The 24445-nt window shown below is 56.6% G+C and carries 18 protein-coding genes and 1 pseudogene; 7 read left to right on the forward strand and 12 right to left on the reverse strand.

What is annotated here, in order from left to right:
• From ABLQ08_RS27635 to ABLQ08_RS27650, 4 genes and pseudogenes are all read left to right on the forward strand, one after another.
• Nucleotides 1–110, forward strand: a pseudogene (locus tag ABLQ08_RS27635) (electron transfer flavoprotein subunit alpha/FixB family protein); the annotation flags it as partial.
• Between the two features lie 525 nt (nucleotides 111–635).
• The gene (locus tag ABLQ08_RS27640; RefSeq protein ID WP_352949317.1) at nucleotides 636–1019 is read left to right on the forward strand and encodes an SH3 domain-containing protein; all 384 of its coding nucleotides are present in this window, start codon (nucleotides 636–638) and stop codon (nucleotides 1017–1019) included.
• Between the two features lie 132 nt (nucleotides 1020–1151).
• A complete protein-coding gene (locus ABLQ08_RS27645; protein ID WP_352949320.1) occupies nucleotides 1152–1580 on the forward strand; it encodes a hypothetical protein in 429 nt (142 codons plus the stop codon).
• A 33-nt stretch (nucleotides 1581–1613) separates the two neighbouring features.
• Nucleotides 1614–2387, forward strand: a complete 774-nt coding sequence (locus ABLQ08_RS27650; protein ID WP_352949323.1) for a MinD/ParA family ATP-binding protein — start codon at nucleotides 1614–1616, stop codon at nucleotides 2385–2387.
• Between the two features lie 2 nt (nucleotides 2388–2389).
• Here ABLQ08_RS27650 and ABLQ08_RS27655 read toward each other — a convergent pair whose 3' ends face one another.
• From ABLQ08_RS27655 to ABLQ08_RS27670, 4 genes are all read right to left on the reverse strand, one after another.
• Nucleotides 2390–3907 (reverse strand): serine/threonine-protein kinase, encoded by a 1518-nt coding sequence (locus ABLQ08_RS27655; protein WP_352949326.1) that lies wholly within the window; start codon nucleotides 3905–3907, stop codon nucleotides 2390–2392.
• A gap of 40 nt (nucleotides 3908–3947) precedes the next feature.
• Complete coding sequence (locus ABLQ08_RS27660) at nucleotides 3948–5537, reverse strand: sigma 54-interacting transcriptional regulator (RefSeq protein ID WP_352949329.1); 1590 nt, start codon at nucleotides 5535–5537, stop codon at nucleotides 3948–3950.
• A gap of 122 nt (nucleotides 5538–5659) precedes the next feature.
• A complete protein-coding gene (tssH, locus tag ABLQ08_RS27665; protein WP_352949331.1) occupies nucleotides 5660–8410 on the reverse strand; it encodes a type VI secretion system ATPase TssH in 2751 nt (916 codons plus the stop codon).
• A gap of 173 nt (nucleotides 8411–8583) precedes the next feature.
• Nucleotides 8584–9096 carry an Hcp family type VI secretion system effector gene (locus tag ABLQ08_RS27670; RefSeq protein WP_352949333.1) on the reverse strand — a complete coding sequence of 171 codons (513 nt, stop codon included), beginning with the start codon at nucleotides 9094–9096 and terminating at the stop codon, nucleotides 8584–8586.
• Between the two features lie 493 nt (nucleotides 9097–9589).
• On the opposite strand from ABLQ08_RS27670, the gene ABLQ08_RS27675 reads away from it, so the two are divergent.
• The 3 genes from ABLQ08_RS27675 to ABLQ08_RS27685 all read left to right on the forward strand — a co-directional run bounded on the left by ABLQ08_RS27675 (nucleotide 9590) and on the right by ABLQ08_RS27685 (nucleotide 13336).
• Nucleotides 9590–11119 (forward strand): type VI secretion system Vgr family protein, encoded by a 1530-nt coding sequence (locus tag ABLQ08_RS27675; RefSeq protein ID WP_352949335.1) that lies wholly within the window; start codon nucleotides 9590–9592, stop codon nucleotides 11117–11119.
• Between the two features lie 110 nt (nucleotides 11120–11229).
• Nucleotides 11230–11580 (forward strand): hypothetical protein, encoded by a 351-nt coding sequence (locus ABLQ08_RS27680; RefSeq protein ID WP_352949337.1) that lies wholly within the window; start codon nucleotides 11230–11232, stop codon nucleotides 11578–11580.
• A 4-nt stretch (nucleotides 11581–11584) separates the two neighbouring features.
• Nucleotides 11585–13336, forward strand: coding sequence for a hypothetical protein (locus ABLQ08_RS27685; protein ID WP_352949339.1), 1752 nt, complete (start codon nucleotides 11585–11587; stop codon nucleotides 13334–13336).
• On the opposite strand, the gene ABLQ08_RS27690 is transcribed toward ABLQ08_RS27685, so the two are convergent.
• From ABLQ08_RS27690 to ABLQ08_RS27725, 8 genes are all read right to left on the reverse strand, one after another.
• Nucleotides 13312–14394, reverse strand: coding sequence for a serine/threonine-protein kinase (locus tag ABLQ08_RS27690; protein WP_352949341.1), 1083 nt, complete (start codon nucleotides 14392–14394; stop codon nucleotides 13312–13314). The two genes, ABLQ08_RS27685 and ABLQ08_RS27690, sit on opposite strands and share 25 nt — an antisense overlap.
• Nucleotides 14387–15079 carry a PP2C family protein-serine/threonine phosphatase gene (locus tag ABLQ08_RS27695; protein ID WP_352949343.1) on the reverse strand — a complete coding sequence of 231 codons (693 nt, stop codon included), beginning with the start codon at nucleotides 15077–15079 and terminating at the stop codon, nucleotides 14387–14389. The genes ABLQ08_RS27690 and ABLQ08_RS27695 overlap by 8 nt, the downstream gene beginning before the upstream one ends.
• Nucleotides 15080–15096: 17 nt before the next feature.
• Complete coding sequence (tagF, locus tag ABLQ08_RS27700; protein WP_352949345.1) at nucleotides 15097–15849, reverse strand: type VI secretion system-associated protein TagF; 753 nt, start codon at nucleotides 15847–15849, stop codon at nucleotides 15097–15099.
• 78 nt (nucleotides 15850–15927) lie between these two features.
• A complete protein-coding gene (gene tssM, locus ABLQ08_RS27705; RefSeq protein ID WP_352949346.1) occupies nucleotides 15928–19497 on the reverse strand; it encodes a type VI secretion system membrane subunit TssM in 3570 nt (1189 codons plus the stop codon).
• 9 nt (nucleotides 19498–19506) lie between these two features.
• Nucleotides 19507–20418 (reverse strand): type IVB secretion system protein IcmH/DotU, encoded by a 912-nt coding sequence (gene icmH / locus ABLQ08_RS27710; protein WP_352949348.1) that lies wholly within the window; start codon nucleotides 20416–20418, stop codon nucleotides 19507–19509.
• 8 nt (nucleotides 20419–20426) lie between these two features.
• The gene (tssK, locus tag ABLQ08_RS27715) at nucleotides 20427–21764 is read right to left on the reverse strand and encodes a type VI secretion system baseplate subunit TssK (protein WP_352949349.1); all 1338 of its coding nucleotides are present in this window, start codon (nucleotides 21762–21764) and stop codon (nucleotides 20427–20429) included.
• Between the two features lie 117 nt (nucleotides 21765–21881).
• Complete coding sequence (tssJ, locus tag ABLQ08_RS27720) at nucleotides 21882–22373, reverse strand: type VI secretion system lipoprotein TssJ (RefSeq protein ID WP_352949351.1); 492 nt, start codon at nucleotides 22371–22373, stop codon at nucleotides 21882–21884.
• The gene (locus ABLQ08_RS27725) at nucleotides 22373–24352 is read right to left on the reverse strand and encodes a type VI secretion system-associated FHA domain protein (protein WP_352949353.1); all 1980 of its coding nucleotides are present in this window, start codon (nucleotides 24350–24352) and stop codon (nucleotides 22373–22375) included. Before ABLQ08_RS27725 ends, tssJ begins: the two co-directional genes overlap by 1 nt.
• Between the last annotated feature and the right edge of the window lie 93 nt (nucleotides 24353–24445).

Consider the following 24445-nt stretch of genomic DNA (forward strand, 5'->3'; position numbering starts at 1 on the left):
TCGTCGCGATCAACAAGGACGAAGAAGCCCCGATCTTCCAGGTGGCAGACTACGGTCTCGTCGCCGATCTGTTCGAGGTGCTGCCCGAATTGAAGGCTGCCGTCGAATAAGGCTTCAGTATTTGCTAGATTTGAACATTCCTGCCTGTCGATGCCTCAATCATGAGAATTCCAGACACTTGTGTTTTCTCGAATGAACTGAGCCAGGTTATCTATCGTTGCTTTTCGTTCAACTACCGCCAATGCATCCTTTGCCGCCTCAAGTTCGCCAGCATCGAACCAAATATCGTTCATGATTTTCGACGTCAGGCCAAGGCCGAATGGAAGGCCGTGAGCGCATTGTCCGCCTGTAACGCGTGGCGATGCCTTCACGCCGCCTTGCTGCAAACAATGCGACAGTACCGAAAAATGTTCTCGTCTCCCTCACTCTTTGTTGAACATTCGGCTGTTAGATAACAGGAAGCTCTCTACGACCAAGGAGAGGGCAGTGGTCTTAGATAGTTGTCTTTCAATCGTCTGTTATGGATGCGTTGGAAGGAAACGGTTACAAAGAGAAATCAGCCGCCGCAGATGCTTCGGTCGGGCGCTTGCAATTGTCGGGTATTCTGGTTTGTCGAAAGCCAAAAAAGGCGCAAAATGCCAAGATTCGTTCCCTATGTCGTTGTGATCGGAATTTTTGCGGTTGCGCTGCTATACCTTCAGTTCCGCGACCGTTCCTATCTTGAAGACGTTGCCCGAGCCGCCTATCCGCCTCCACCGGTTTCAAGGGTCATTCTGCCGCCCTCCCAAGAACCTCAGGGTCCATTGCTTTACGTCGACGGCAACAGGGTCGCATTGAGGGGAGAGCCAGGTTTGCAGGCCGACGTGCTCGAACGTTTCAACAAGGGGCGCTCCGTGCGTCAGACTGACGTCCAAGGCAACTGGGTCCAGGTCAGGGTCACCGATTCCGGGCGCCAGGGCTGGATTTCGAGCAGATACCTAACCTCAACCAATCCACTTGCATTGACCGCTTCGAATTGACGGTGACAATCGACAGTTGGAAGCTTGATTTTGAGGCTACGCCCAACAAACACCTTGGGTTGCCTGGTAAGGCATGCTTTAACCCGATCAAATACTGACTTATGCAGTTGCAATGAATTTCGGAGGTTTCTGATGGCATCGTCGAAGTCGATGAACCCGGCCTTGGCCAGCTTGGCGAAAACGTGCGAAGCCATCGCGAACGGCCGCTTTGATGATGTCGAAGAACTCTATCAGGTGATTACGGATGAGGCGGTTGACGTCGACATCCGGGCGCTTGCGGAGACGTTTTCCGGCATGGTTGTGCAGGTGGAAGCGCGCGAGTTTCATTCCAGTCAGTTGATCGACGAGCTACGGGAAACCAAGCGCCAGCTTGAGGCAGCCGAGGCGAAGCTCCGGAAAGAGAACGCGGAATTGAAAACGCGGCTCGACAAGTTCGAGGTCTCCTATGATGAGGAACAGGCCGAAATGGAAATCCAGCAAGTGAGTGACACCGACTATTTCCGGTCGCTGCAATCCCGTGCCAAGGATCTGAGATCGAGATACAAATCGCAGTCCAACTGAAAACAAGAAAAACCGCTTATCCGAGACTGAACCTTGACCAAGATAATCTCTACCCATTCTTACCGCGGCGGGACCGGAAAATCGAATGTCACCGCGAATATTGCATCGGCTCTGGCGCTGCGTGGCCATCGCGTCGGCATCGTCGACACCGATATCCAGTCGCCGGGAATTCACACACTCTTCAAGGTCGACCTGAATGGCGTGGCCCATACCCTCAACAATTACCTTTGGGGGCATTGCGGGGTCACCGATACGGCGCTGGACGTCACGGCGAACGTCATCGACGCGCAAGGGGTTAACCAGGTACCGGAAAGCGGGCGTGTCTTTCTCGTTCCCTCATCCATCAAGACGGGAGAAATCGCCCGTATTCTGAAGGAAAAATACGACGTTGAAGACCTTAACCGGGGGTTTGTTGAACTCTGCGAGGGACTGGAGCTCGATTATCTGCTGATCGATACCCATCCGGGTGTCAATGAGGAAACACTGCTATCGATCGCGATCTCCGATACGCTGCTTCTCATCCTTCGCCCGGACATCCAGGACTATCAGGGGACGGCAGTTACCTTGGAACTGGCACGAAAGCTGGAGGTTCCGCAGCTCTTCCTTGTGGTCAACAAGGCCCTGGAGACATTCGACTTCAATGATCTGTCCCAGCGGATATTTTCGAATTACCGCACGCCGGTTGCCGCGGTCCTGCCGCTCTCCACCGATCTGATCCAGATCGGCAGCACAGGACTCATTCGAACATTGCAGCCTGAACACGCTTTCACGCGGGCAATCGAAACGATTGTCGACTCGATCGAATAGCCCTAGTCCGGTATCTCTTCGAAGAGCCCGTTGAGGAAACTGTCAACATCTTCAAGGCGCTGCTCGCGTTCGTAAGCCAGCGCCCTGCGGATCGTTTCCCAAGCCTGCGGATCCAGCCCCTCGATCGTTTCCGGCACCAGTCCTTCGCGGGCTGCTTCATCAATCGGGCGCGATCCGAACGGGTGGCGGCCGGACAGGACCTGATAGGCGACACAGCCGAGAGCGAACACGTCGTCTCGCGGATCCCGGGGTGCGCGCTCAAACTGTTCCGGACTTGCGTAGGAAACCGTCAGGCTGTCCTGGATCGGGTGATCGTCGCTGGCGCTTGCTGCCGCCGCCAGCCCGAAGTCCAGAAGTTTGATCGTTCCGTCCTTCAGCAAAAAGATATTTCCCGGTTTCAGGTCCGAATGCACCACACCCCGGCTGTGGGCGTAACTGAGACCGGCACAGGTGCCTTTCAGGATTCGTGCGCATTCACCGGGCGAAAGTGGCATTCCCATCGACTGGCCCAGACGCCGGTCGACCCCAATCCCGTCAAGAAGTTCCATCACGATGAAGACGTCCGCCTTGTCGCGGTCGAAGTCGTAGACGGTGGTGATGTTGGGATGGGCGAGTGTCTGTGATTTGCGGGCTTCGGCTTCCAGCAGCCGGAGGGCTTCTGAATCGTTGTGGAAACTCTCGTTCAACAATTTGACCGCGACATAGGGCTGGTCGTGACCGGCCTCCAGGCGGCGGCGGTCGACTGCCGAATAGACATAACCCATTCCACCCCGGCCGATTTCCGAATCGAGAATAAAACGATCGCGCAGGATCGATCCGATCCCGGCGCGTTTGATCTGAGGTTCTGCCATCTTGTTGAGATCAAAACCGCCCACCCGTGCTCCGGAGGACGCGCGCCTTGCATCGGAGCGGAACCGGGCACTTTTGAAATCGGTCAGGAACTTGTCGAGTTTGCCACTGTCAGGCTGATTGGCGGAAGGTTGCTCGGTGGCGGTTCTTTTCTCGCGAAATCCCGTGTAGCCGGAAACCAGCGATGACAGCACGGCGTCATCCACCTTGTCCCGCATCTCTTCACCGGCGTCCTGGGGCGTCTGCGCTGAAGGTGGCATCGGCGGCATGACCGCCTGAACATGCGCGCCCTGTGCTGTTGCCTGCTTCACTTCCGCACCTGAAGTCAGGCTGGTTGGTGTGGCGGACACCCCGACTGCCTGTGGCAGCGTCGGTTCGTCGAAATCATCTTCATCTGCCGAATTGTCTTGAACCAGGACAGCTTTCGGAGCTGCATTTGCAGCGCTCCCGAGATCCAAACCGGGGAGTTGGTGTAGCAGTATTTGTCCAAGATCGCGTGGCAGGCGGCCTTCCTCGACAAAGGTAGCGATGGTCTGATGAACCTCGGCCAGGGCCTCATTCGAACGAGTTGCTTCGGTCCGTAACTGTTTGGTCAGTTTGTCGTAAGACAGACGGCCGGAAACGAAACCGCTGAGCAATGCATTCGAGGTTGAGGAACTGTCTGTCGGCAATAGGTCTGTGCCTTTTTTTCGAGACGATGGTTCTATCGGCTCAAGGGCGTTCGAAACCGTCTGGACGCGAAATGTTGTACCGGTTCAGCTTGTCGATGATTGTCCGGCGGCTGACATTCAATATGCGCGCTGCGCTCGTTTTGTTCCAGTTCGCTTCGCGCATTTTTGCTTCTATCACCATGGCTTCATACTGGCCGACGATCGTTTTCAGATCACCATCCGGGATAAGGACCGGAACCCTGTTGTCAAGAGTATGCTGCGCGCCCACCAACTCCGGTGGAAGATGTGAAAGTTCAATCGGAAACCCATCTTCCGCCATCAGGCGGGCCCGATCCAGAATGTTCTTCAGTTCGCGCACGTTCCCCGGATAACCCCAGCACATGAGGGCCTCCAGCGCCTCGGAAGCAAGTACGGGGACCTGTACGCCCGACTTTTCGGCGGCTGATCTCAGAAAATGATCGATCAGGAACGGAATATCGGAAGGTCTTTCCCGCAAAGGCGGAAGGTTGATCGGAAAGACGTTCAGCCGATAGAAAAGATCCTGGCGGAACTCGCCCGCTTCGATTTTCTCTTCCAGATTGATGTTGGTTGCCCCCACGACGCGGACGTCAACCTTTTCGGTTTTGGTTGATCCGACCCGGCGAACCTCCCCTTCCTGCAGAAGGCGAAGAACCTTGGCCTGCAGAGCTAGCGGCATGTCGCCGATTTCATCCAGAAACAGTGTCCCGCTGTTCGCCTCGTGCGCGAGCCCTTCCTTGGTGGTATTGGCTCCGGTGAACGCGCCTTTCACGTGACCGAACAGTTCACTTTCCAGAAGGGCCTCCGGCAACGCGGCGCAGTTCTGAACGATGAAAGGCTTGTCGGCTCGGTCGCTGGACATATGGATGAAGGCGGCCATCATCTCCTTGCCCGTGCCGGTCTCTCCGCGCACAAGGATAGGAACATCTGATCTGGCCGCCTTGCCGACCAGCTTGATCGCATGTTCGATTGGCGGACTTTCCCCGATCAGGCCTTTTGGACGGTGGGGACGGGGAACCGGTTTCACATCTTTTTTGCGTTGTTGTTTCGGCAGTTCCGCCAAGTGCCTGTCGAACTGTTTCTTCAGCCGCGTATTGTCCTCCACGAGCCGGGCATTCCAGATGTAAAGCGCGGCCAGCCCTGCCAGGCTGTTGAGTTCGGTCATGATTTCTTCCGGGAGCGCACCAACTGCCTTGTTGGACGCGCCCGGATTTATGATCTGCAGAATGCCGATCGTCCGGTTGGCCTGGATGGTTAGCGGCAGGATAACGAGCGCTTGTGTCTTCAGTCCACCGAACTTGTCGTCTTCCCGGATGCGGTCAAAATCGTAGCCGATGACCCTGTCGATATCGCCCAGGTTGAGAGATGTGCCGGTGGAAACGACAAAGGCAGCAGGTTCCTTCAGATTTGGAAGCTTGTCCGAACCGTAAAGGGTAACCTGCTTGCCGGTAGGCATGGCCTTGATATAGCCGCGGTGCCGGGAACAGGCCCTGTGCAGGGTTTGGCCGAACGTGTCCAGCATGAAGATAGACGCCTCTTCGGCTGCGGTCAGGTCAAGAGCGGACTCTATTACCTGATCCATGACAGCCTCGACCTTAACGCCCGCCGTCATGACGGCCGTCAGTTCAATGAGGTCCCTTAGTATCATGCTCTTGGAAACCGTTTCTGTTGGACAGTTTTGCGAAAGACGGCAGCACTGACGGCTACCGCCTCCGAGGTGAGGCGAAGAGCTGCTTAGGAAAGCGCGTAGCTGAACGTACCACCATCTCCCAGACCGATTTCAACTTTGGTAAAGTCCGCGTCGGCGGCCCCCATTCTTGTCAGGAGCTCGGTCGACAGTTCAGGCAGAATGGTTCGATTTATGATGTGGTCGATGTTGCGTGCACCGGTTTCCACTTCGGTACAACGGTTGGCGATCGACTGGACCACTTCGCTGGAATAGACGAGTTCGAGCTTCTGGTTTTCAAGCAGCCGCTTACCAATCTTGTTCAGCTTCAGGCGAACGATCTTTTCAAGCGGCTCGCCGATCAGCGGATAGAACGGAACGATCTGCATGCGTGCGAGCAAGGCAGGCTTGAAATGTGCGCTCAGGGTCGGACGGCAGCCTGCGACCAGTTCGTCTGCGGTCGGCTTTGACGGCAGGCTTCCCATCTCCGTCAGAACATCGGTGGCAAGGTTGCTCGTCAGAACGACAATCGTGTTCTTGAAATCGATCTGCCGGCCTTCCCCATCGGAAAGGACGCCTTTGTCGAACACCTGGTAGAACAGGTTCATCACCTCCAGGTCGGCCTTTTCCACCTCGTCAAGCAGAACCACGGAATAAGGACGTTGGCGCACAGCTTCCGTCAGAACGCCGCCTTCACCGTAGCCGACATATCCGGGAGGAGAGCCAACCAGTTTGGAAACAGTGTGTTTTTCCTGAAACTCGGACATGTTGATCGAGATCAGGAAACGTTCACCGCCGAAGAGCTGGTCCGCGATTGCGGTTGCCAGCTCGGTCTTGCCGACGCCGGAGGGGCCGACGAAAAGGAAGACACCCATCGGTGCATCCGGGTTCTGAACGCCGGCCTTGGCGGTCCGCAACGCCTGATCGACAGCGTCGATGGCATGGTCCTGACCGATGACCCGGCCCTTCAGATTGTTGCCGAGTGCCAGAATGGACTCTGCGTCGTCCTGCACCATCCTGCCGAGAGGGACGCCCGTCCAGTCTGAAATGACCTGCCCGACGGCTTCTTCGGTGACTTCGAATGAGATCAGCGGGTCGCCTGCTTGGACTTCCTTCAACTCGGCAGCAATCCTTGCATAATCTTCCGGGCTGATGGCCGCGGTGCCAACATCTGGTTCGGATATCGTCTCCGCCTCGGTGCCAGCCTGCCCTCCGTCTTCTGCAGTGGCATCGTCTGCCGATGTTTGTTGCCCCGCATCCTCAGGTGCAACATCGCCCTCAAGGCTCAGGCCAAGTTCGTGACGGAACTTTAGCAATTGCCCGACAAGTTCCTTTTCCCGGTTCCAGCGATCCGTGAGGTTCTCGATGGTGCCTTCTGCGTCGGCGACTTCTTTCTCGATTTCGGAGACTTCAAGGTCGTGCGAGGCGAAGTCGGCCTGGTGGTCACGCTTCAGGGAATCAAGTTCCCGTTGCAGTTCACCCAACCGCTTTTCCTTCAGTTCTATGACGAAGGGCTTGGAAGAGAGCGACAGCTTCACGCGGGCACAGGCCGTATCGAGCACATCGACCGCCTTGTCCGGCAGCTGACGACCGGAAATATACCGGGCCGCAAGCTTTGCCGCGGCAGCAACAGCATCATCGCGGATGTAGACCCCGTGGTTCTTTTCATAGGCGCCGCGCAGGCCGCGCATGATGGTAATCGCCTGATCGGGGCTAGGCTCATCCAGCTTGATCAGCTGGAAGCGACGTTCGAGCGCCGGGTCCTTCTCGATGTATTTCTTGTACTCGCTCCAGGTGGTCGCAGCGATCGTGCGCAGTTCACCGCGGGCAAGGGCCGGTTTCAAAAGGTTGGCCGCATCCGCTCCGCCTGCCGAGCCACCGGCGCCGATGAGCATGTGCGCTTCGTCAATGAACAGGATCACCGGTTTGGGCGAAGATTTGACCTCATCGATGATGCTTTTCAGGCGGTTCTCGAACTCGCCCTTGACACCAGCGCCTGCCTGCAACATTCCAAGGTCGAGGCCGATCAGCTCGACATTCTTCAGCATGTCCGGGACATCGTTTTCAGCGATCTTGCGGGCAAGGCCTTCGACAACGGCAGTTTTGCCGACTCCGGGTTCGCCGACGCAGATCGGATTGTTCTTGCGACGACGGCCAAGCACGTCGATCATCTGCTGGATTTCACGGTCGCGGCAGAAGACCTGGTCGATTTTGCCGTCGCGCGCCAACTGGGTGAAGTTCGTGCAGAACCGTGCCAGGGCGCTATCCGGGTCCATGCCGGGCGCCACGGACCTGTCGCCGGACTGCTCGTCTCCGGAGGCGGAGGCCTTGAGACCGGCAGTGGTTTCCTCGGACTGACTGATGATGTCGGGAAAGTTCTTTTTCAGCTCAACGAACGACATGGCATCGATACGGCTGAGCCACCGATCGTCGCCGAAACGGTTCGGTTTTGCGAAAATCGTCGCCAGCAGGCTGCCGGAGCGCACCTGGTCCAGATCGAGTTCAACCGAGCTGACGAGCCAGGCATCGGAAATCCATTCGATCAGCAATGGAGAGAAAGCCGGTCTGCCCTGATTGCCTCGCTTGAGGCTTTCAAGGGTCGAATCCAGCGCCTTTTTGAGCGGAGCCAGATCAATCTCAAAATGCCGGCAGGCGCTTTGCAGGTCATGCTGACTGTCGTCAACGAAGACATGCAACAGATGCTCGATGGTTACTTCATAGTGGCCGCGTGTGACTGCAAGTCCAGCGGCTCCCTCGAGAGAACGTCGGCAGTAGGTGTTGAGACGTCCAATTAGTCGACGAAGATCAAGATCAATCAAGAAACAGCCCCATCAGCAAGTCATTATGGTTGTTATGAGATGCTTGGTACGAATTCATAACGTTCGTATCATCCGAATAGGTACTGCGACTTACGTTAACAAAAACCGTAAAACCAACAAAAAACCGCCCCGAAATGCCGGGGCGGTTCATTTTTCTGAAAAATTTCAATCTGTTAGGTGGCTGGCGCGCGGTAGTCGTCGGAAGCGCTCGTGCCGGCGATTTCGTGGGTCCAATCTGCCTTGCGGTAGGTGAAGGACCACTGGTCGAGATCGCCACGGGTTGCGTTGGCTTCGTCGTTGACGTCGGCCAGGATGGTCTTGCCTTCAACCAGTACAGCGTCTTCGAACTTGATCGTGTAGTAGTGCTCTTGCACGCCGGCGGTAGACGTACGCCAGAAGTTGATTTCAATCTCCAGAGATTCACCTCGGGCCAGAGCCTGCCACAGCAGCGGGGTTGCCTTGTCGACCGGCTTCATGAAGGTGGACGGCATGTGGCGGCGGGTTGCGATGATGGAACCGGACTGCGGGTCACGCGGCACCACGGCGTTCTGTTCAAACATGTAGACGAGGGACTGACCTTCGTGGCCTTCCTGCCACAGGTTGCCGATGCTGTCCGCCGTTGTTGCGTCGGCAGTAATGTCGCCTTGAGTTGCACCTTTGATGGTGATGTATGCGATGTTGGACATAATGGCCTCTTTTCTAAATGCGATTAAATTCGACCCGCCGGAGCGATGCGCCGCCGACTGAAAACGAAATCGCAAGAGCCGTGCCAATTTGAATGAAAAAAATAAAGATAATAAAAATCAATAGCTTAGTTGGTTTTTCGCGATTTCACGCATTTGTGACACTGTGCAGAATTCTTCACACTTTTGCTGAGAGTGCGCGAAAGTTCCCACGTTTGACGTGTGATCCAGATCACAAAACTTGTCCGATTCGAAACTGAACTGCCTCCCGAAGCGGTGAATATGACACTCGAATGGCCCGAATTTTACCGATTTAGTAACGTTAACGGGGGGCACTGTGCAGAATCCTGATAATTGACCCGGTGCCTCGTGTCGCACAAGTTGAGATCAGTAAGACGGTCAAGTTCAAAATTTTGCCGAAACTTCACGATTTTGCAGCAGAACCGATGCGTAAAAGTATGCGGACCGGTCAAAGCAGCCCCAGGAGGAATTCTCGATGAGCGCTGAAACGTTCCACAGCCAGATGACAATCAAGCTGCCGGGTGATGCGGGTGAAGAAGTTTACGTTGAAAGTCTGAACGGCTACGAGGAGCTTGGGCAGACTTATCGCTTCGAAGTTTCTTTCATTTCCAAGAAGCCGATCAATCTGGAAGACCTCCTGGGAAAATCCGCGCAGCTCGAAGTCCGCCAGGCACGTGAAAAAGTATCCTTCGTCGGGGTCGTCGGTTCAGCCTGGACGCTTGATCCGACACCGAACCGGGAATTCTGCTACGGATTGGAGCTGGAACCGGAACTGGCCATGCTGCGCCACAGCACCCAGAACCAGGTCTATGGCACGGAAAAGGATGTTACTGTCGTTGACATCATCAAGGGCGAACTTGAAGACGCCAACAAGGCCTCGTCGAGCACGGCTTCCAACAGGATCGCCCGCCAGATCAAGTCGGACCTCCTTATTTCGGCAGCAGACTATCCCAAGCTCGATTTTGTCTTTCAGTATCGGGAAAGCGATCTGAACTTCATAAGCCGGATGTGCGAGCGTTTCGGCATCTACATTGCTTTCGACCATTCAGGTGACCGTGAGACGGTAATTTTCGGCGACAAGAAGGAACACTTCAGAAAACTGAGCGGCGAACACGTTTCAGAAGAACTTGAGTATCGCAGCAAGCATCAGGTTCTGGGAACTGATCGCTTCGGTATCTGGTCCTTCAATGCAAGATATGAAACTCAAAGCGGAACGGTTGCACTCAGGGAATACAACGAGGAAACGCCGAAGGTTTCCCTGTCGGTATTTGAAAACGCTTCCTATACCGGTCAGGGTGTGAAAACGCTTTACGGCGAGAATTATCAAGTTGCTGCCGATGGCCAGTTCATCGCGAAGCGCCGTGCGGACCAGCTTGAAAACCAGCGTTTGCAGTTCCGGGGGGAAAGCAACATTCCCAACCTGCGCCCCGGCCTGTTCTTCCGCCTGAAGGATCATCCGATCAGCGATCTGGATGGTCTTTATATTGTCGTTTCGGTCGAACATTCCTGCACGATTGCAACACCGATTGGATTCAGTTCCTCCGACAAGCAGCCACAACCCTATCAAAACAGGTTTGTCTGCGTTCCGTTCGACCAGGGATATCGTCCGCCGGTCAGAACGCCGAAACCGCTGGTAAACGGCTACATGGTTGCGTTCATCGATGGCGAGGGAGAAGGTGAGCGGGCCGAACTGGATGATGATGGCCGTTACAAGGTCAGAATTATCGATGAGGAAAGTGGCCTGCTGAACGGCCTTGCCAGCCACTACGTCAGAAAGATGGAACCTTATGGCGGTGGTGACGGCTACGGCTCGCACTCTACCCTGCTCAAAGACACCGAGGTCCTGCTAGGGTTCCTGCAGGGCGATCCTGACCGTCCGGTTATCCTTGGCGCGGTGTCCAATGGCGAACGAACCAACCCGATTACGTCGGAAAACCAGAATGTCGCGCATCGCACGAAAACGGCCTCGGGGATCGTTTTCCAGATCAGCGACGGGGCGGTCTGACGAGAACTGCATGAGCGCGTGCCGGTCCTGCTGGTAGAAAACAGGCTGGCATGACTTGCCGATAACAGCGATAGAACCCGCAACTGGCCGGAAGATTTACGAGGCGTGCAATGTCAAACTGGAAGCCTGCGAACAAAGAACCCGATGCGTTGCACTCTTGCATATATGACTATCTGCGCACGCGTTCGCCGCAAGTTTACCAGGAAGGCGGCAATGCGCCGATACCGCTTGGCCGGTCGCAGGAAACAATGTGCAGCGGCGAACCGCTCAATGTGGATCTCACTCTTACGCCGGTCGGAATGATGTCTGTGAATTCGCGTTCAGCGTTGGTTTTCAGCGTCGGTGGTCATGCCGCCGATACACGTCAGGGATATCAGGTTGACGGAAAGGTTGTGATTGACACGCAGTCCCTGGCCTTTCTCTCGATCGAGGCCAATCTAACTGTGATCAACCGAGGGTAAAGCGATGACGGGGCAGGACGAGAAAAAAGGTGGTATCAGCAGTTTTTCGATCGGTCTTGGCAGCGACACGCCAATGGCTGCGCCCATTACGCCTCCACCGCCATTTCGTGTTCTGATAGCAGGCGATTTCGGCCTGGCCAGCCAACAATCAGCTGTCAATGTCACCGGTCTTGATGTCGCTGAAATCCTGGAAGCCAACAGGATCGCTTTTTCTGTTCGCGCGGCAAACGGCCTCGGTTCACATCCCTCGGAGCTGGAAGAGGAATTCACGTTCGCATCGCTGAAAGACCTTCGTCCGGCAGTCATCTCAGAGAATTTCAGATTTGCTCGTGACCTGGAGGCTGCCGGACAGGACCCGGGGCGACTTGCCGAACATGGTCAGCGCTATGATCTCGTTCTGAAGAACCTGCAGTCCAGCAGCACTCTCGAGAAACGGGCCGGAAGCCATGATGAGACCCGGGCCGGAACGGCGCAGTCAACTGGCGAAACCCCTACGGATGGCGGGGAGGCGGATGGTCTGGATGCCCTGTTTTCCATGGTGGATCTGCCGACCAGAACAGAAACACAAACCGACAACAGCAATCTTGCGAAAGCAGCTGTCGATGCGTTCGTTCAAAAAACGATGCGCGGGGAAAAGCAAGCTCCTGACAAAGACGGCCCTTCAAAAAACACTTCACCTGCTTCGAAGCTCGCTGATCTTCAGTCCCGGACATTCTTTGCCGCGCCGAAATTGCGGACGGTTCTTGAAAACTGGCACAGCCTGAAGCTTCTTCTGACGGAGCTGCCGGCATCGCTGCCGTTGGAACTTCACTTGCTTCAGCTCGATCATGATCTTTCTGCGGAAGATCTTGCAGATCGCATCGGGGGGGCAGACGGTGCGCTGCTGGACGAGCTCTACGATGCGGCTCTGTTTGCCAACAGGACAGGCGTTTGCGGCCGGGATGCTGAAATCGTAAAGGTGATCGCGCGGGCCTGCGCTGACGCAGATACGGTCGCGTTTCTTGCACTTGATCCGGATTTCAGTGGTGTGGCGGGTGAACAGCTTGCGTCCATGGAAGCACCTCATCAATTGCTGGAAGAACCCGGATACGAAAGTTTCCAGGGCTTGCTGGAAACTGAAGCAGCGTCCCATATCGCCCTTTTCTGGAACGACGCACGGCTTTCTTCGAAGAAATCCGCCCATCCTGCCATTTTTTCGCCGGGCGTCTGGATTGCGCTCGCGCGCGTGCTGGCGCAGCTTGAGCGTGAAGTGTTTCCGCATTTGCCGGTCGGCGTGCCTGCCGATTTCGATGCATTGGAAGTTGAGGAAAGCCTGTCCCGGGGCCGCGCCGTTGCAACCGCGGCCAGATACCTTGCCGGTCCCGGCATTGCGCCGTCGCTCGCACAAAGCGGTATCAATGTGCTTGAAGGTGTCGCCAACCGGACGAGCCTGGTTTTCCGCCGTGGCGTCACGGCACGACCGGGCAAGGAAGGTCGCGGGTCGCTCGATCAGGCTCTCCTCGTGTCGCGTCTGTTCTCACTGTTCCAGGAAGCTCTCGGAGGTGCCTTGCCTCCGAACCAGACGGCAGAAGAACGCGTCGTGGCAGTCGATGCCAATCTGGACAAGATGAGTGCTTCGCTGGGAGGGCAGGTCAGGTTCCAGGTTCAGCGGAAGGAGATCGAGGATCAGGACCTGATCAGCGTCACCGCGTCGATCATGGAGGGGTGGGCCTCCGGCCAGGCCCACTCGTTCTATTTGCCGGCGGCTGGCGGTTGATGGGGATCACCGATTATCAACTTTTTCAGTGACGCCCGGGCGGAAGCGAATATGTTCGGCTTGCAGAATCCCTGGGCGAACTGATGGATCGTCGGTGTGCGGTCCGCATCGTCAAGCGCGAGCCCCGCACTCAGCGCTTTCCAGCGGAGCGAGGACAGGTGTTTGGGTCGTTCAAGCGTCAGACCCTGATCGATTGCATCTTGTGCATTTTTCTTGCCGAAAGGACGTTTGCCGCACAGCGCGAGATACGCAATTACCGCAAGAGAGAAGACGTCATCGGCCTCGCAAGGCTCTGCACCGTTCAGGCGTTGCGGTGAAGCATAGGCGGGCGTGACCGCGCCTAGGCGCGCGAGGATGACGATCGTGTCTTCTTCCCGCGTCTTGAAGGGCCGTGCGATAGGGTGGGCGATGTTGAAATCAATCAGCTTGGCACTGCCGGAATTCTGGATGAAGACGTTTCCGGGCTTCAGATCGGCATGAATGATTCCATTCTTGTGCGCATACGCGATCGCGGCGGCGAGGTCTTCTATGAGCCTGTTGAGCTGGCTTCTTTGCAGTGAGTTGTCGGGAGCTTCCCGCAGCAGCTGAGACAGCGTCTTTCCTTCCAGCAGCTCCATGACCATGAAGTGAATATCATCTTGCCGGTCCATATCGTAGACGCGGACAATATTCGGGTGAACGAGGTCCCTCAATCTACGCGCTTCCCGATGCATCAACGAAACAATGTCCGGGTCGACACGAGCATCCGCACGAATGATCTTGATGGCCACATCAGGATCGGCAAGACCGGCCTTGGCGGCCACCATGTCGCGCGCTTTGTAGACGACTGAAAGCCCGCCTTTGCCGATTTCCCTCAGAAGCAAGAAGCGATCCTTGAGAATCGTTCCCGGCCTGATTTTCAAACTGCCGCCACTTTCGACTGTGCCATCGTCAGCGGTGTTGACGATGGCCTTGTCTTCGGCAGGCTTTTGCAAAGATTTGTCCTGATCCGGCTGTTTTTCGGCCTCTCCAGTGGTTTCAACCGGTGCTTCTGTGACGAAATTCATGTTTTCAGACATGGGAATCGGTCCAGACCACAATGACTGTGATGTCGTCCATTGAGCCTCCGGTTACGGATCGCGCGATCAATCGGTCGGCAAGTCCATGGGTTCCTTCAGCTGTCATGTTCGCGAGCATGGTTTCATCCATTCCCTTCAAAAGCCCGTCGGTGCACAACAAGAAGATATCTCCGGGCATCAGTTCGACCGTGCGGCGGCCAAAGTCGACAGCTTCGGAAATACCGATACCGCTTGTCAGCCGGCCAGCTTCGTCTGCGTGATCCTCTGATATCAGAAACAGATGATGGTCGCGCAACAGATAGAGGCGGGAATCCCCGGCCCAAATGCAGCTTGCGTAAGAGCCGCTGATCACAAGGTTCAGGCTGGTTGCACCCGAAACATCGTGATCCGGAGCCGCGAGATAGTCTGAATAAAGACTGTTGTTGACGGAAGACAGGGCTGCTTCCAGGGCGATGAGTTGCTTTTCGTGCGAACTCGGCGGCAGGTCGACGAGATGCGCGACGGCTTGAACGGTTGCCTGGCTGGCAAGATCGCCGTCCCGATGCCCGCCCATGCCATCCGAAACTGCGAACAGACCGCTTGCCGCGTCGGCAAAATACGTGTCCTCGTTCACGGCATGAGTCGGACCGCACCGCGTCGCCGTCTCGGTTCGCAAGGTCGGAGAAGCTGACGATCTAAAGCTCATTTCCAAATGCTGCACTCCTAAGACCGCAAGATACTACCAGGGTCAACCTGTCCGCGTTGCCAGCCGAATTGTTCCCAGTGACCGCCGAAAAATCCGCCGGTAGCAGAGCCGCGCGGCAATCCCTTCCAGACACAGAGTTCCGGCGGTCGCGTCGTGGTCCCGTCCTGCCACCAGTAGGACAAGGGCACATCCGCCTGGGAAATCTGTATTGCGGGTAGGGAGTAGGCGTTTTCTGCAATCATTGTCCCGCCGTCATTCCGTGCGAATTCCATCCGCAGTGCATGGTCGTTCTTCCGCAATTCGATGCTTTTGCGCGATTGGGACGGACCGGAAGGCGAAACCAATGGCTCCGACCCGGATTTGATGCGATCAAGAAATTGCCTGCGGTCTGTTTGACCTTCGATGAATGTCATCACATGGACTTCGAGCGTGTCCAACGTGTGTTCGACAGAACGATCGAAAACAAGCTGGAAGAGCGGTCCGCGTGTCGGCATGAGGAGACTGAGGGGAAATGCCCTGCCGAATGTGTCGGCGGATGCGCACAAGAGGCCGCACCACGCGGACGCGCCCAACAGACCCGGGCTGATGGCAAATCGCCAGGCAGGCGCGTCAAAATACTCCTGTTGCCAGGTTTGCGGCAGTGCGTTCTGGACGCTGATCAGCCAGTCGGACATGATTCCGGCCCAAGCGTCCGCCATACCTGCGGTCAGCCCTTCATACACGAAGTCTCGTTCCAGGGGCCGTTTGCCGAAATAACCGCATTGTTCCATTCCCGGCTCCGTAATTCCTGTCCGGGCAACACTCCCCGGGATTGGTCCTGCCCAGTTTTCGCAGGATTTTCTGCCCGATTAGAGCGATGGCGGGCACCTGAAGGCGTACATTCCCAGGTTAAACGGATTCGTCACGCTCCCGGCACTTAGAGCAAAGCTTGCACGGACGTTGTCCTTGCTGATCGAAAACTCGAACTGGTCACGTCCGCGAACCGAAGACAGACCGGATCCCGTCAAAAGGCGGAAAATGGCCCAGGTCCCGGATTTCCGAAGTGTTGTGGTGGCATTGCTTAGCAGCGTCACGGAGATCTCGGCTGTACTTGCGTCAGCCTGGCTCGGCCAGGTGAAGTCTGTCGCCCGCACCGGACCGTGGCGATAGGTGATCGTTTCATCGTCGATTTTCAGCGTCGACTTGAGCGCGCCTGGATCGAGAAAAGTCGGTCTGATTGTAAACTTTGCAGTTGGGTTTGAAGCCCCTTTCGGGAAAAACGCGTCCCGGATCGTCTGCGCGGTTGCCAATTGCGCCAGAGCTTCGTTTGACAGGCCGAGATTGGCTCCTTGTGTTTCGATTTCAACAAGCTGGCGGCCCCGGACATTCACGAAAGGAGAGATGTAGTCCTTGAAATAGGAATCCACGACGCCGGCAGGACCGAGAAGGTCGGCGAAGTCCTGCAGGGAAATGTCGTCTTCCGCATCCTGGAAGAACGGATACCTTCCAGCCATGATGTTCGAACAGACCGGAACCACTTCGCTTTGCCACGTTCGGTTCACGTAGACGTAAGTGGCCTGATTGAGCAATCCCCATGTCCGGTTCACGATCGATAGAACAAGGGAGCGGACTGGTTCAGGTTTGGTTGCAGCCTCCGCTCTCAGCGATGTGAAGGAATCGCTTTGCGGGTTTTGAGCACGACCTTTGACGACATCGAAGGCCGCTTTGTTGGGGTCCGGAGCAGTCACCACACCCGAGACGTTTCCGTAAAGATCGCCGAACAGTTGGAGCACTCTGTCAAGAGACGCATTCGAATTCGGATCGACAAGATTGTTCAATGGCCTGAAGGCGTCTTCAATGGCAAGCCCAGGCCAAGGCGCATCGCCGAAGGCGGTCTGAATGGCAGCTTTCTGGGTGGCCTGTGATGCTGAGGCGACAAGCCCGCCAGCGCCGCCGGTCTTTTCGGCAACCTGATTGGCGACCTGTGATCCCTCTTTGTCTCCCGGGAGAGGCAATTGAGTGTTGTCCCGAAGAACTGCCAGAATTGTCTGAAGGGGAGAGTCCGGGCTGGATAGTTGTTCAAGAACAATCTGCGCACGGCCGAGGTCGCCGATTTCGACAACGCGGATGTAGGAAATGCCTTCACGCCAGGCCTTGATGTAGTCAGCGGTGTAGAGCTTGACGATTTCGTCGGCGACCTGGTTGTAGGTCGTTGCGTTTACGCTGTTGCCCATCACCCAATCGCTGCCCATGGAACCGCGAATGTATTCCGGCAGGCGCGCAAGAAAGAAATTGTAGAAACCGTTCTTCGTGTAAATACCGGGAATGATGGTGCGTCCGCCGGCTGTCGCGGTATCGACGTAAAGCGTGCTGGATCCGAGTGTGCGCACGATGTTGATGGGCGGCAACCTGTAGCGTTGCGCGGCATCCGCCACCATGCGGCTGTAAATGCCGGAAGCCTGGGGAGCCTGCTGAATTCGACTGCGAGCGGCGTCCAGAACTGGAAGCTGCGTTGACGCGGCAACCCCTGAAATCGGCAGCAGACTCTCCAGGCCGTCCATGTGGGCCTGCATTTCAGCACGGTCCACCGGGTTGAGCAGGAATGTTGCCTCGTTTTGCGCCCTGAGCGCGGCCTGAACCTTCGAAGCATTGTAGTTTTGCCCGGTGGTCAGCATGAGATAGGTCTCAAGCTGCTCTCTCAGCAGGGAGTTGTTGCTGTCGGAGGCCGTGGACAAAAGCTGGATCTGGGCTTCGAGGCGAGAGCTGATGGATGGGAGCAGGTATTCGGTCAGAAGATCGTTATAGGTGCGGTCCGCCGCCGGATAGAGTACGGATTGCGCTTCAATGCTGACTGGCGTCGCCGACAGCCAGTTTTCTTCTTGCTGGATACGGTCGCGCATTTCGCGTGCCGCGTTCAGTGTCGGCAACAGGTTGATCAGGGACCGGTTGCGGTCGGCTTCTGCCTTGAGCAAGCGTACCCTGTCCGCGTCGGTTTCCGAGTTTTCCGCGACTTTGATCGCTTCGTTCAGTCCCGCGACCCAATAGAGCGACAGGCAGACGACAAGCGCGGCAAAGGCCGCTGCGGCTCCGCCGTAAAGTGCCTTGATCCGCCGTTCCAGCTTGCGGTTCTTGCCGACAAGGTTCTGTTCCGGGAATACAATGTCCGTCAGAAGTTTCTTGATGAAGAAAGCCTTCGACTGACCACTCAACGCAGGCTGCTGGCTTGCTGCCAGCGAGAAGCTTCGCCCCATCGCGCCCAGCAAGCGGTCGAACGGGGTGCCTTCCTGCGTTCCGGACGTAAAATAGACGCCGCGCAGGAGCGGTTGTGCTTCGTAACGTGTCGGGCGAAACACGTCGCTGACGAAGTCCCGCAACACGTTGTTCAGGCTGCCAAATTCGTGCGGAAATCCGTAGATGCGGCAGCGGCGGCCGTTGTTGCGTTCCTCTGCCAGCTTTTCCGGCAGATGCCGTTCCAGACGGCCGACAAGGTCCACGCATCCGGTTTCGAAGGACGGACCGACGGAGATCTGCTGTTCATCGTAGGGAAACGTCACACCCCAAACCTGTTGGCGGTCAGCTTCCCGCAAGGCATCGAAATACTCATCGAACCCGGCGATCAGATCGCATTTGGTGAACATCAGGTAGACAGGCAGGCGCATGCCGAATGCACGGTGAAGTTCGCGCAGCCTCTGGCGCAGAATTTCGGCCTGTTGCTTGCGGCTTGCTTCCGATGCGAGAGCAACGTCCTCGATGCTGACAGCCAGCAGAACTCCGTTGATCGGGCGGCGTTGGCGATGCTTCAAAAGCAGGTCGAGAAAGCCGTTCCAGGCGGCGGCGTCGATGCCCTGGTTGACGTCCTGGGTCGTGTACCGCCCGGCTGTATCGATCAGCACGGATTCATTGGAAATCCACCAGTCGCAGTTCCGGGTGCCGCCGATCCCCTGAATGGCTTCATGGCCACCCTCAGCCAGCGGAAAATCGAGACCGGAATTGCGTAATATGGTCGTCTTGCCTGTTCCGGGAGGACCTATGATTATGTACCACGGCAGTTCGAACAGGTAGTTGCGCGAACTGGATCCGGCTACGGGATTTTCGCGCAGGGTCTTCAGGGCACCTTCGAAGCGTTCGCGGATCAATTCGACCTCATCGGCCGACATGTCGCCGCCCATCGAGATGAGCTCGTCGTTCGCGATCATCGAATTGATGAGCTTCGCATTGGCACGCCGGACCATGAGATGCCGGACGAAGGTGATCAGGAAGAAGCCGAGGATCAGAAAGACGGCGAAGATCAGGCGTGGGGCGAAGTTGGCGAACGGCGTGATGCCGCCGACCGTGATCAATCCGCCCAAGGTGAGAACAAGTGCCGCAATGACAATCAGGATGAGCAGGATGAGCAGGCTTGCAGGGCGCAGCCGGGAGGCGAGGTACGTTCGGAACATGACCCCCTCCTAAAACCTGTTGAGCGAGTTGATGGCGCCAAGCGCTTTCACAAGCTCTCCATCCAGGATGAAATCACTGTAACCTCGCACAACAATCAGCAGCAGCAATCCGATGGCAAGCAGAATCCAGAATGGCGGCAGCGTGTTGACGCTCTTGCCCTGCTGCGTTCCCTTGGCATTTCTCGACAAGGGTTCGTCTACCTTGAGATTGCTGTTGCGCCGGATCAGTCGGGACAGTTCATTGCGCAGGTCTTCAAGTTGGTTGCGCCCGCCTTCAAGCACGCGGTAACGGCCTTCGAAACCGAGCATCAGGCAGGTATGTACCAGGATGAGCAGAGGGAGTTTCGCCTTGGCGTCGCCACGAATGCGATCCAGAATACTGAAGACTTTTTCGCCTCCCCACGTTTCATTGTGGAACTGATTGAGGAGACTGTTCGAGCTCCACTCGCTCCGGCTGCCCCAGGGGGTCATCAGAACTGTCTCGTCGAGCGTGGCGCACAAAATGTAGCGTGCGGCAATAATGTCGCCTGCGGCCACGTCATTTCGCTGGGCAAACTGTTCGAAGCGGTCGATTTCATCGACCGATTCCTGCCGTAAGGCGTGTACATCAGCCTGTTCGATGGAATTCCGGATCTGGGAAATGATCAGCAACAGCGGAGCTGCTGCCCGAACGATGATGCGCTCAGGATCAGGATCCAGTTTCCGGACAATACTGGCGGCTGACTGAAGATTACCAATGCCGTCCTGAAATGTCGGTGTCGGGGCACTGGTCATCGGCACGCCGTTCGTCGGTGAGACAAACGCGATTGTCGGTTCGTCTTCATCGGGAACAGACGCCAATTGTGCTTCAGCCATGGAAGTTCGGGCTCTGGGGCTCAGTCTTTGAGCGACGGTTGGCTGATCCAGATCGTCATCAGTCATGTTTTGGGTTACTGCCCCTCCTGAACGGCCCAGAGTTCAAGACCTAATCCAGGATAGTCTCCGCTGAGATGCAACGCAAAGGCTGCAGACGACTGCAACTGCGGCCAAAGCTCGTTATCAACATCAACTGCAAAATAAACAGCGTTTTGCATGTATGGAAGCTGCCTGGGAGCTACGGACATTGGCGTAATCGGCACGCCGGGGAGTTGCAGATTTACCAGTTCCCGGATTTTTTCAACTGGACCGATCTTGATGTGAATCGGCATTTGCGTCCGCAATACTTCAAGACTGACATTCGCATGAGCGATCAAAACGAACTTCCGTGCTTCGGAGTAGATCATCTTGTTCGTCGTTTCGCCGAGCCAGACGCCATAGTCGCGTTTGGACAACGGGATATTGACCGCGTTTTGTTCGACTACGAAACTCAGCAGTCCTTCAAGTATGGCAACAAGCTTCTGGAAGGTGAGCCGAAGATCCAGATGATTGTAGGCCGGCAGTTCAGGCGGGCGGCGGTTGTCCGCGCCAAATGCCGCAAATGCGCCGATCAGGCTGATGAACTCACGATACACCAGTTCAGGTGAGTGCCGGCCGGAAGTGGCAATATGTTCGAACAACACTTCGTATTGATTTGTGATGCTGAGCGCCATCATATCCATGATGCCGGAGCGTGTGGTATCGCCCTGGCCCGAGGTGTTGGACGCCAGCATGTCACCGCGCTTGCGCAGGAGACTCCTGACCTGGTCTATCTGGGAGATCAGGTGCGGGCTGGCCGCTGCATGCAGTACAGGCGGGATGAACGACTTCGACAGCTTGATTTCACCCTGTGTCGAGACCGTTTCAATCTCGGCAATGGGGATGTGCACGGTTTCGTCCAGGCTCTCGCCTTCCAGCACCAGTCTGCCTGCCAGAGCGCCAACGGCGATCGCCGCCTGCGCCTTGTCGGCTTCGTTGGTGTTGCGCACTTCGCTAGTCCTGCGTGAGTAACGCCGGATTTCCTGATCGGAATCGCCAAGTTCGACCTGGCCCGCGGATTTCAGTGGAAGTGCAAGATAGACACGTTTTCCCTGGTCATCGACCGTGACTTTACGCGCGCTCGATATCGCACCGTTGCTCCTGGTCGAAAATGTCGTTCCGTCAGGAAAAACAATTTCGACAGACGAAATCTGGAACTGGCCGAGCTCCAGGGCGTCTGCATCGATTTCCAACTCCCGGAGCCCCCAGCCATAAGGCTGGAGATCCTGCACTCGTTGCTCGAGCGTGGTCTCAAGCCAGCGGTCATGCTGTTGCAAGTGTTGAGGCCGAAGAAACATTCCCTCAAGCCAAAGTGGTTTCAGGCTTTCATTCAATGCCCATCTCCGCAGGGGTTAGTCAGAACAGATCCGGCGACAGCCTCGGGGGTGTCCACCGCACGACAGTCGGAAGCAAGAAGTTCAATGGTCTGGCGGCAAGGTCGTTTCAACGCTTTAGAAGACTCCAAGCCGGCGGTTTCGCAGTTTTTGTATTCGTACGGCGAGACTTGTCAGGTAAATGACAAACTCGTTCTTCTTCTCCTGCTGCAACTCAATGGTGTCGCGCCATTGCGCGGACTCAATATCCCGGAAGCTCGCGATGACACCTACATGCGTTGCTTCCGACGAGACTTCCCGATTGTAATCTTTGGTTTCGCCGGGGATCAGTTCGAATTCCTGTACGCCGATCAGGTCGCCGCCCAGAACCTTCTTGTCGTTGTCGGCAAGATCGAAATACTCGGCGCCCTCGAAAGCGGTCACTTCCTTGAGCTGGTAAACGCGAACCACGACCGGTGCCGGATCTCCAGCCTCGTTCGGATTGATAAAGTCGTCAGCGTGCAGGCCGATCTTCATGGGAGTTGGTGGCGGGACACGAGAACAGGCTGCCAATGCCGTAAGCGCAACCATTCCGGAGTATTTCATGAACCTCCGACGGGAAGTTATCATTATTTTCTATTCCCCCAAAAGCCCTTGGCCTGCTGCCGGGCCTGTTCCTCTTCAATCTGGACAAACGCTTCGGCAATCGTCTGGCGAACGATCGCATCGAAATCGGTGCGAAGGCGGTCATGCCTTTCCTTGGCGGCTTCCCATTTGCCACGGCGCGACCCCAAGCCTTTCAGACGCAGTCCGCCGTCATCTTCCTCGCCGGCGAGGATCTCCGGAGACAGGCTTTCAAACAGCAACCGCATCGCGCGCTGTGTCGCGGCAATTGTGATCATGTTCTGGCTTTGCAGATCCTTGAACGCTTCCTTTGCCGCCGCAGCCGGCTCCTGGAAACCGCCCTTGCGCGAAAACAACATTTCGTCGATGGCGAGTTCGCCAACGTTAAAATGTTTGAAGGGGTTATTTTCTTCCGGCTGGATGCGTGTTTCATACATCCTGAATTCGCTTTTCAACGACTTTCTCGCACTGAGTAATGCGATCAGGCCTTTTGCGAGTTCCCGCACCATTTCCCCAGTCTCTTTTGCGACCGTTGCCTGGTTTTCCTCCGATACCGAAGCATCCGCAAATCCGAGACCTGACAGGAGTGCCTGAAAGACGTCTGAATCCGCATCAGACGCCGAGGGCAGCTTCGGCGCTGCGGATGCCGGGCTCGGCGAAACGGGTGACGGTTTTTCCCCGAACGCGGTGCCAGGGGAGGGGGCGGCCGGCGAAGTGGCGCGTAACTTCGCCTTTTCGGCGAGTTCGGCCTCGCGTTGGGCCCTGCGTTTCTTGAGGGCCTCCAGCGGGGGGATCGCAGCGGGTTGCACCTGTTCGCCCTGAGCTGGCGCAGTTGCCTGCTGGGGAGCGTTGCTCGTCTCCGGGGGAAGTGGCAATGCGGGTTTGACAGGCGCCTGCTCTGACGGAGTCGGCCCGAAGCCGAAGTCTGCTCCGTCCGGAATGACCGAGACCAGTGCCTCCGGCGGGAGTTTAGATGCTTCGCCAGCTGTAACTCCCGGCGCCTGTGATGCGATACCGTTTACTTCTTTTGCCGCAGGTTGCCGGGCGGGTGTGCGCATCGTCGCCGGCTGAGTAGAAACCGGCTCAGCCGGCAACGGCGCAGAGTTGGTCAACACGGCCAGGAAATCTTCCGGAATAATGTCAGCAGACGACTGCGGGTCTTGAACGGGAGATGAGGGAACCGGCTGCAGGACCGGGGAGGCCGCTGGCGGCGTCACCGGCTCCGAGGGTCCGTTTGCGTCTGTAGGCGAACCAGGCAATATGCCCGCCGGGGATGGGCTTATCGGGTCGGTTCTGCCGGTAGCCAAAGGTAGGGAAGCGTTGCCGTTCTGCGCTGGCGGTGTCAGCGAAACGGCGATCGGTTTCGGCGTCGCAGGTATTGCTTCCTGTGGTACAGGACGGGCGGGCTGATAGCGGGTCGCCTCGTGTGGCTGCGGTTGGGTGGTCGGCATCGAAAACGGCACCGGTTCAGGGATCGTCTGCGCTGATGTCTGAACCGAAGCGACAGGAGCAAGTGTCTCCGGTGGTCCGCCGAGATGATCCAACGGGTCCAGCGACGTGCTTCCCGGCAGGCTTGCGCCCAGAGTGTCGATCCTCACCTGGGGGGCATCAAGTTGGGATCGCGATGCGGGCGATGCCGCAGCGCCGGCGAGCATCCCGGTTTGCGTCGACTGTTCGGCCTGAATGTTCTCAACGCGTATCACGTAAGGTCCGGCCTGAAGTTTCATTCCGGCAGATAGACTTGTTGCCCTGCCGCGGCCGATCGCAGCCTTGTGTCCTTCCAGGAACGTGCCGTTCGTGCTCTCGTCCACAAGCACAAAGGTATCGTTTTGAAAGATGATCCTTGCATGCACCGATGACAGATGCCGCTCTTGATCCGGCAGAACCCAGTCGCATTTGCGGGAGCGCCCGAAAGCTCCACCATTCGGACCGAATTCATGACGGGATCCGATTTTGTCGCAAACGAGTATGAGAGTTGCACTCATGTCTAAACTTGCATCCTGCCCTAGGACGAATTGTCAGATGTAGGTGATTCGCCGAAATGCGCCCCATTTCCCGCATTATCTAGCACGACCTGA

Source organism: Roseibium sp. SCP14, from assembly GCF_040329475.1.
GTDB lineage: Bacteria > Pseudomonadota > Alphaproteobacteria > Rhizobiales > Stappiaceae > Roseibium.

Bases quoted from the DNA above. Each gene is read 5' to 3' on its own strand.
- ABLQ08_RS27640 (WP_352949317.1), top strand. From the start codon at position 636: ATGCCAAGATTCGTTCCCTATGTCGTTGTGATCGGAATTTTTGCGGTT.
- ABLQ08_RS27645 (WP_352949320.1), top strand. From the start codon at position 1,152: ATGGCATCGTCGAAGTCGATGAACCCGGCCTTGGCCAGCTTGGCGAAA.
- ABLQ08_RS27660 (WP_352949329.1), bottom strand. From the start codon at position 5,537: ATGACGGCGGGCGTTAAGGTCGAGGCTGTCATGGATCAGGTAATAGAG.
- ABLQ08_RS27670 (WP_352949333.1), bottom strand. From the start codon at position 9,096: ATGTCCAACATCGCATACATCACCATCAAAGGTGCAACTCAAGGCGAC.
- ABLQ08_RS27675 (WP_352949335.1), top strand. From the start codon at position 9,590: ATGAGCGCTGAAACGTTCCACAGCCAGATGACAATCAAGCTGCCGGGT.
- ABLQ08_RS27680 (WP_352949337.1), top strand. From the start codon at position 11,230: ATGTCAAACTGGAAGCCTGCGAACAAAGAACCCGATGCGTTGCACTCT.
- ABLQ08_RS27685 (WP_352949339.1), top strand. From the start codon at position 11,585: ATGACGGGGCAGGACGAGAAAAAAGGTGGTATCAGCAGTTTTTCGATC.
- ABLQ08_RS27690 (WP_352949341.1), bottom strand. From the start codon at position 14,394: ATGTCTGAAAACATGAATTTCGTCACAGAAGCACCGGTTGAAACCACT.
- ABLQ08_RS27695 (WP_352949343.1), bottom strand. From the start codon at position 15,079: ATGAGCTTTAGATCGTCAGCTTCTCCGACCTTGCGAACCGAGACGGCG.
- tagF (WP_352949345.1), bottom strand. From the start codon at position 15,849: ATGGAACAATGCGGTTATTTCGGCAAACGGCCCCTGGAACGAGACTTC.
- tssM (WP_352949346.1), bottom strand. From the start codon at position 19,497: ATGTTCCGAACGTACCTCGCCTCCCGGCTGCGCCCTGCAAGCCTGCTC.
- icmH (WP_352949348.1), bottom strand. From the start codon at position 20,418: ATGACTGATGACGATCTGGATCAGCCAACCGTCGCTCAAAGACTGAGC.
- tssJ (WP_352949351.1), bottom strand. From the start codon at position 22,373: ATGATAACTTCCCGTCGGAGGTTCATGAAATACTCCGGAATGGTTGCG.
- ABLQ08_RS27725 (WP_352949353.1), bottom strand. From the start codon at position 24,352: ATGAGTGCAACTCTCATACTCGTTTGCGACAAAATCGGATCCCGTCAT.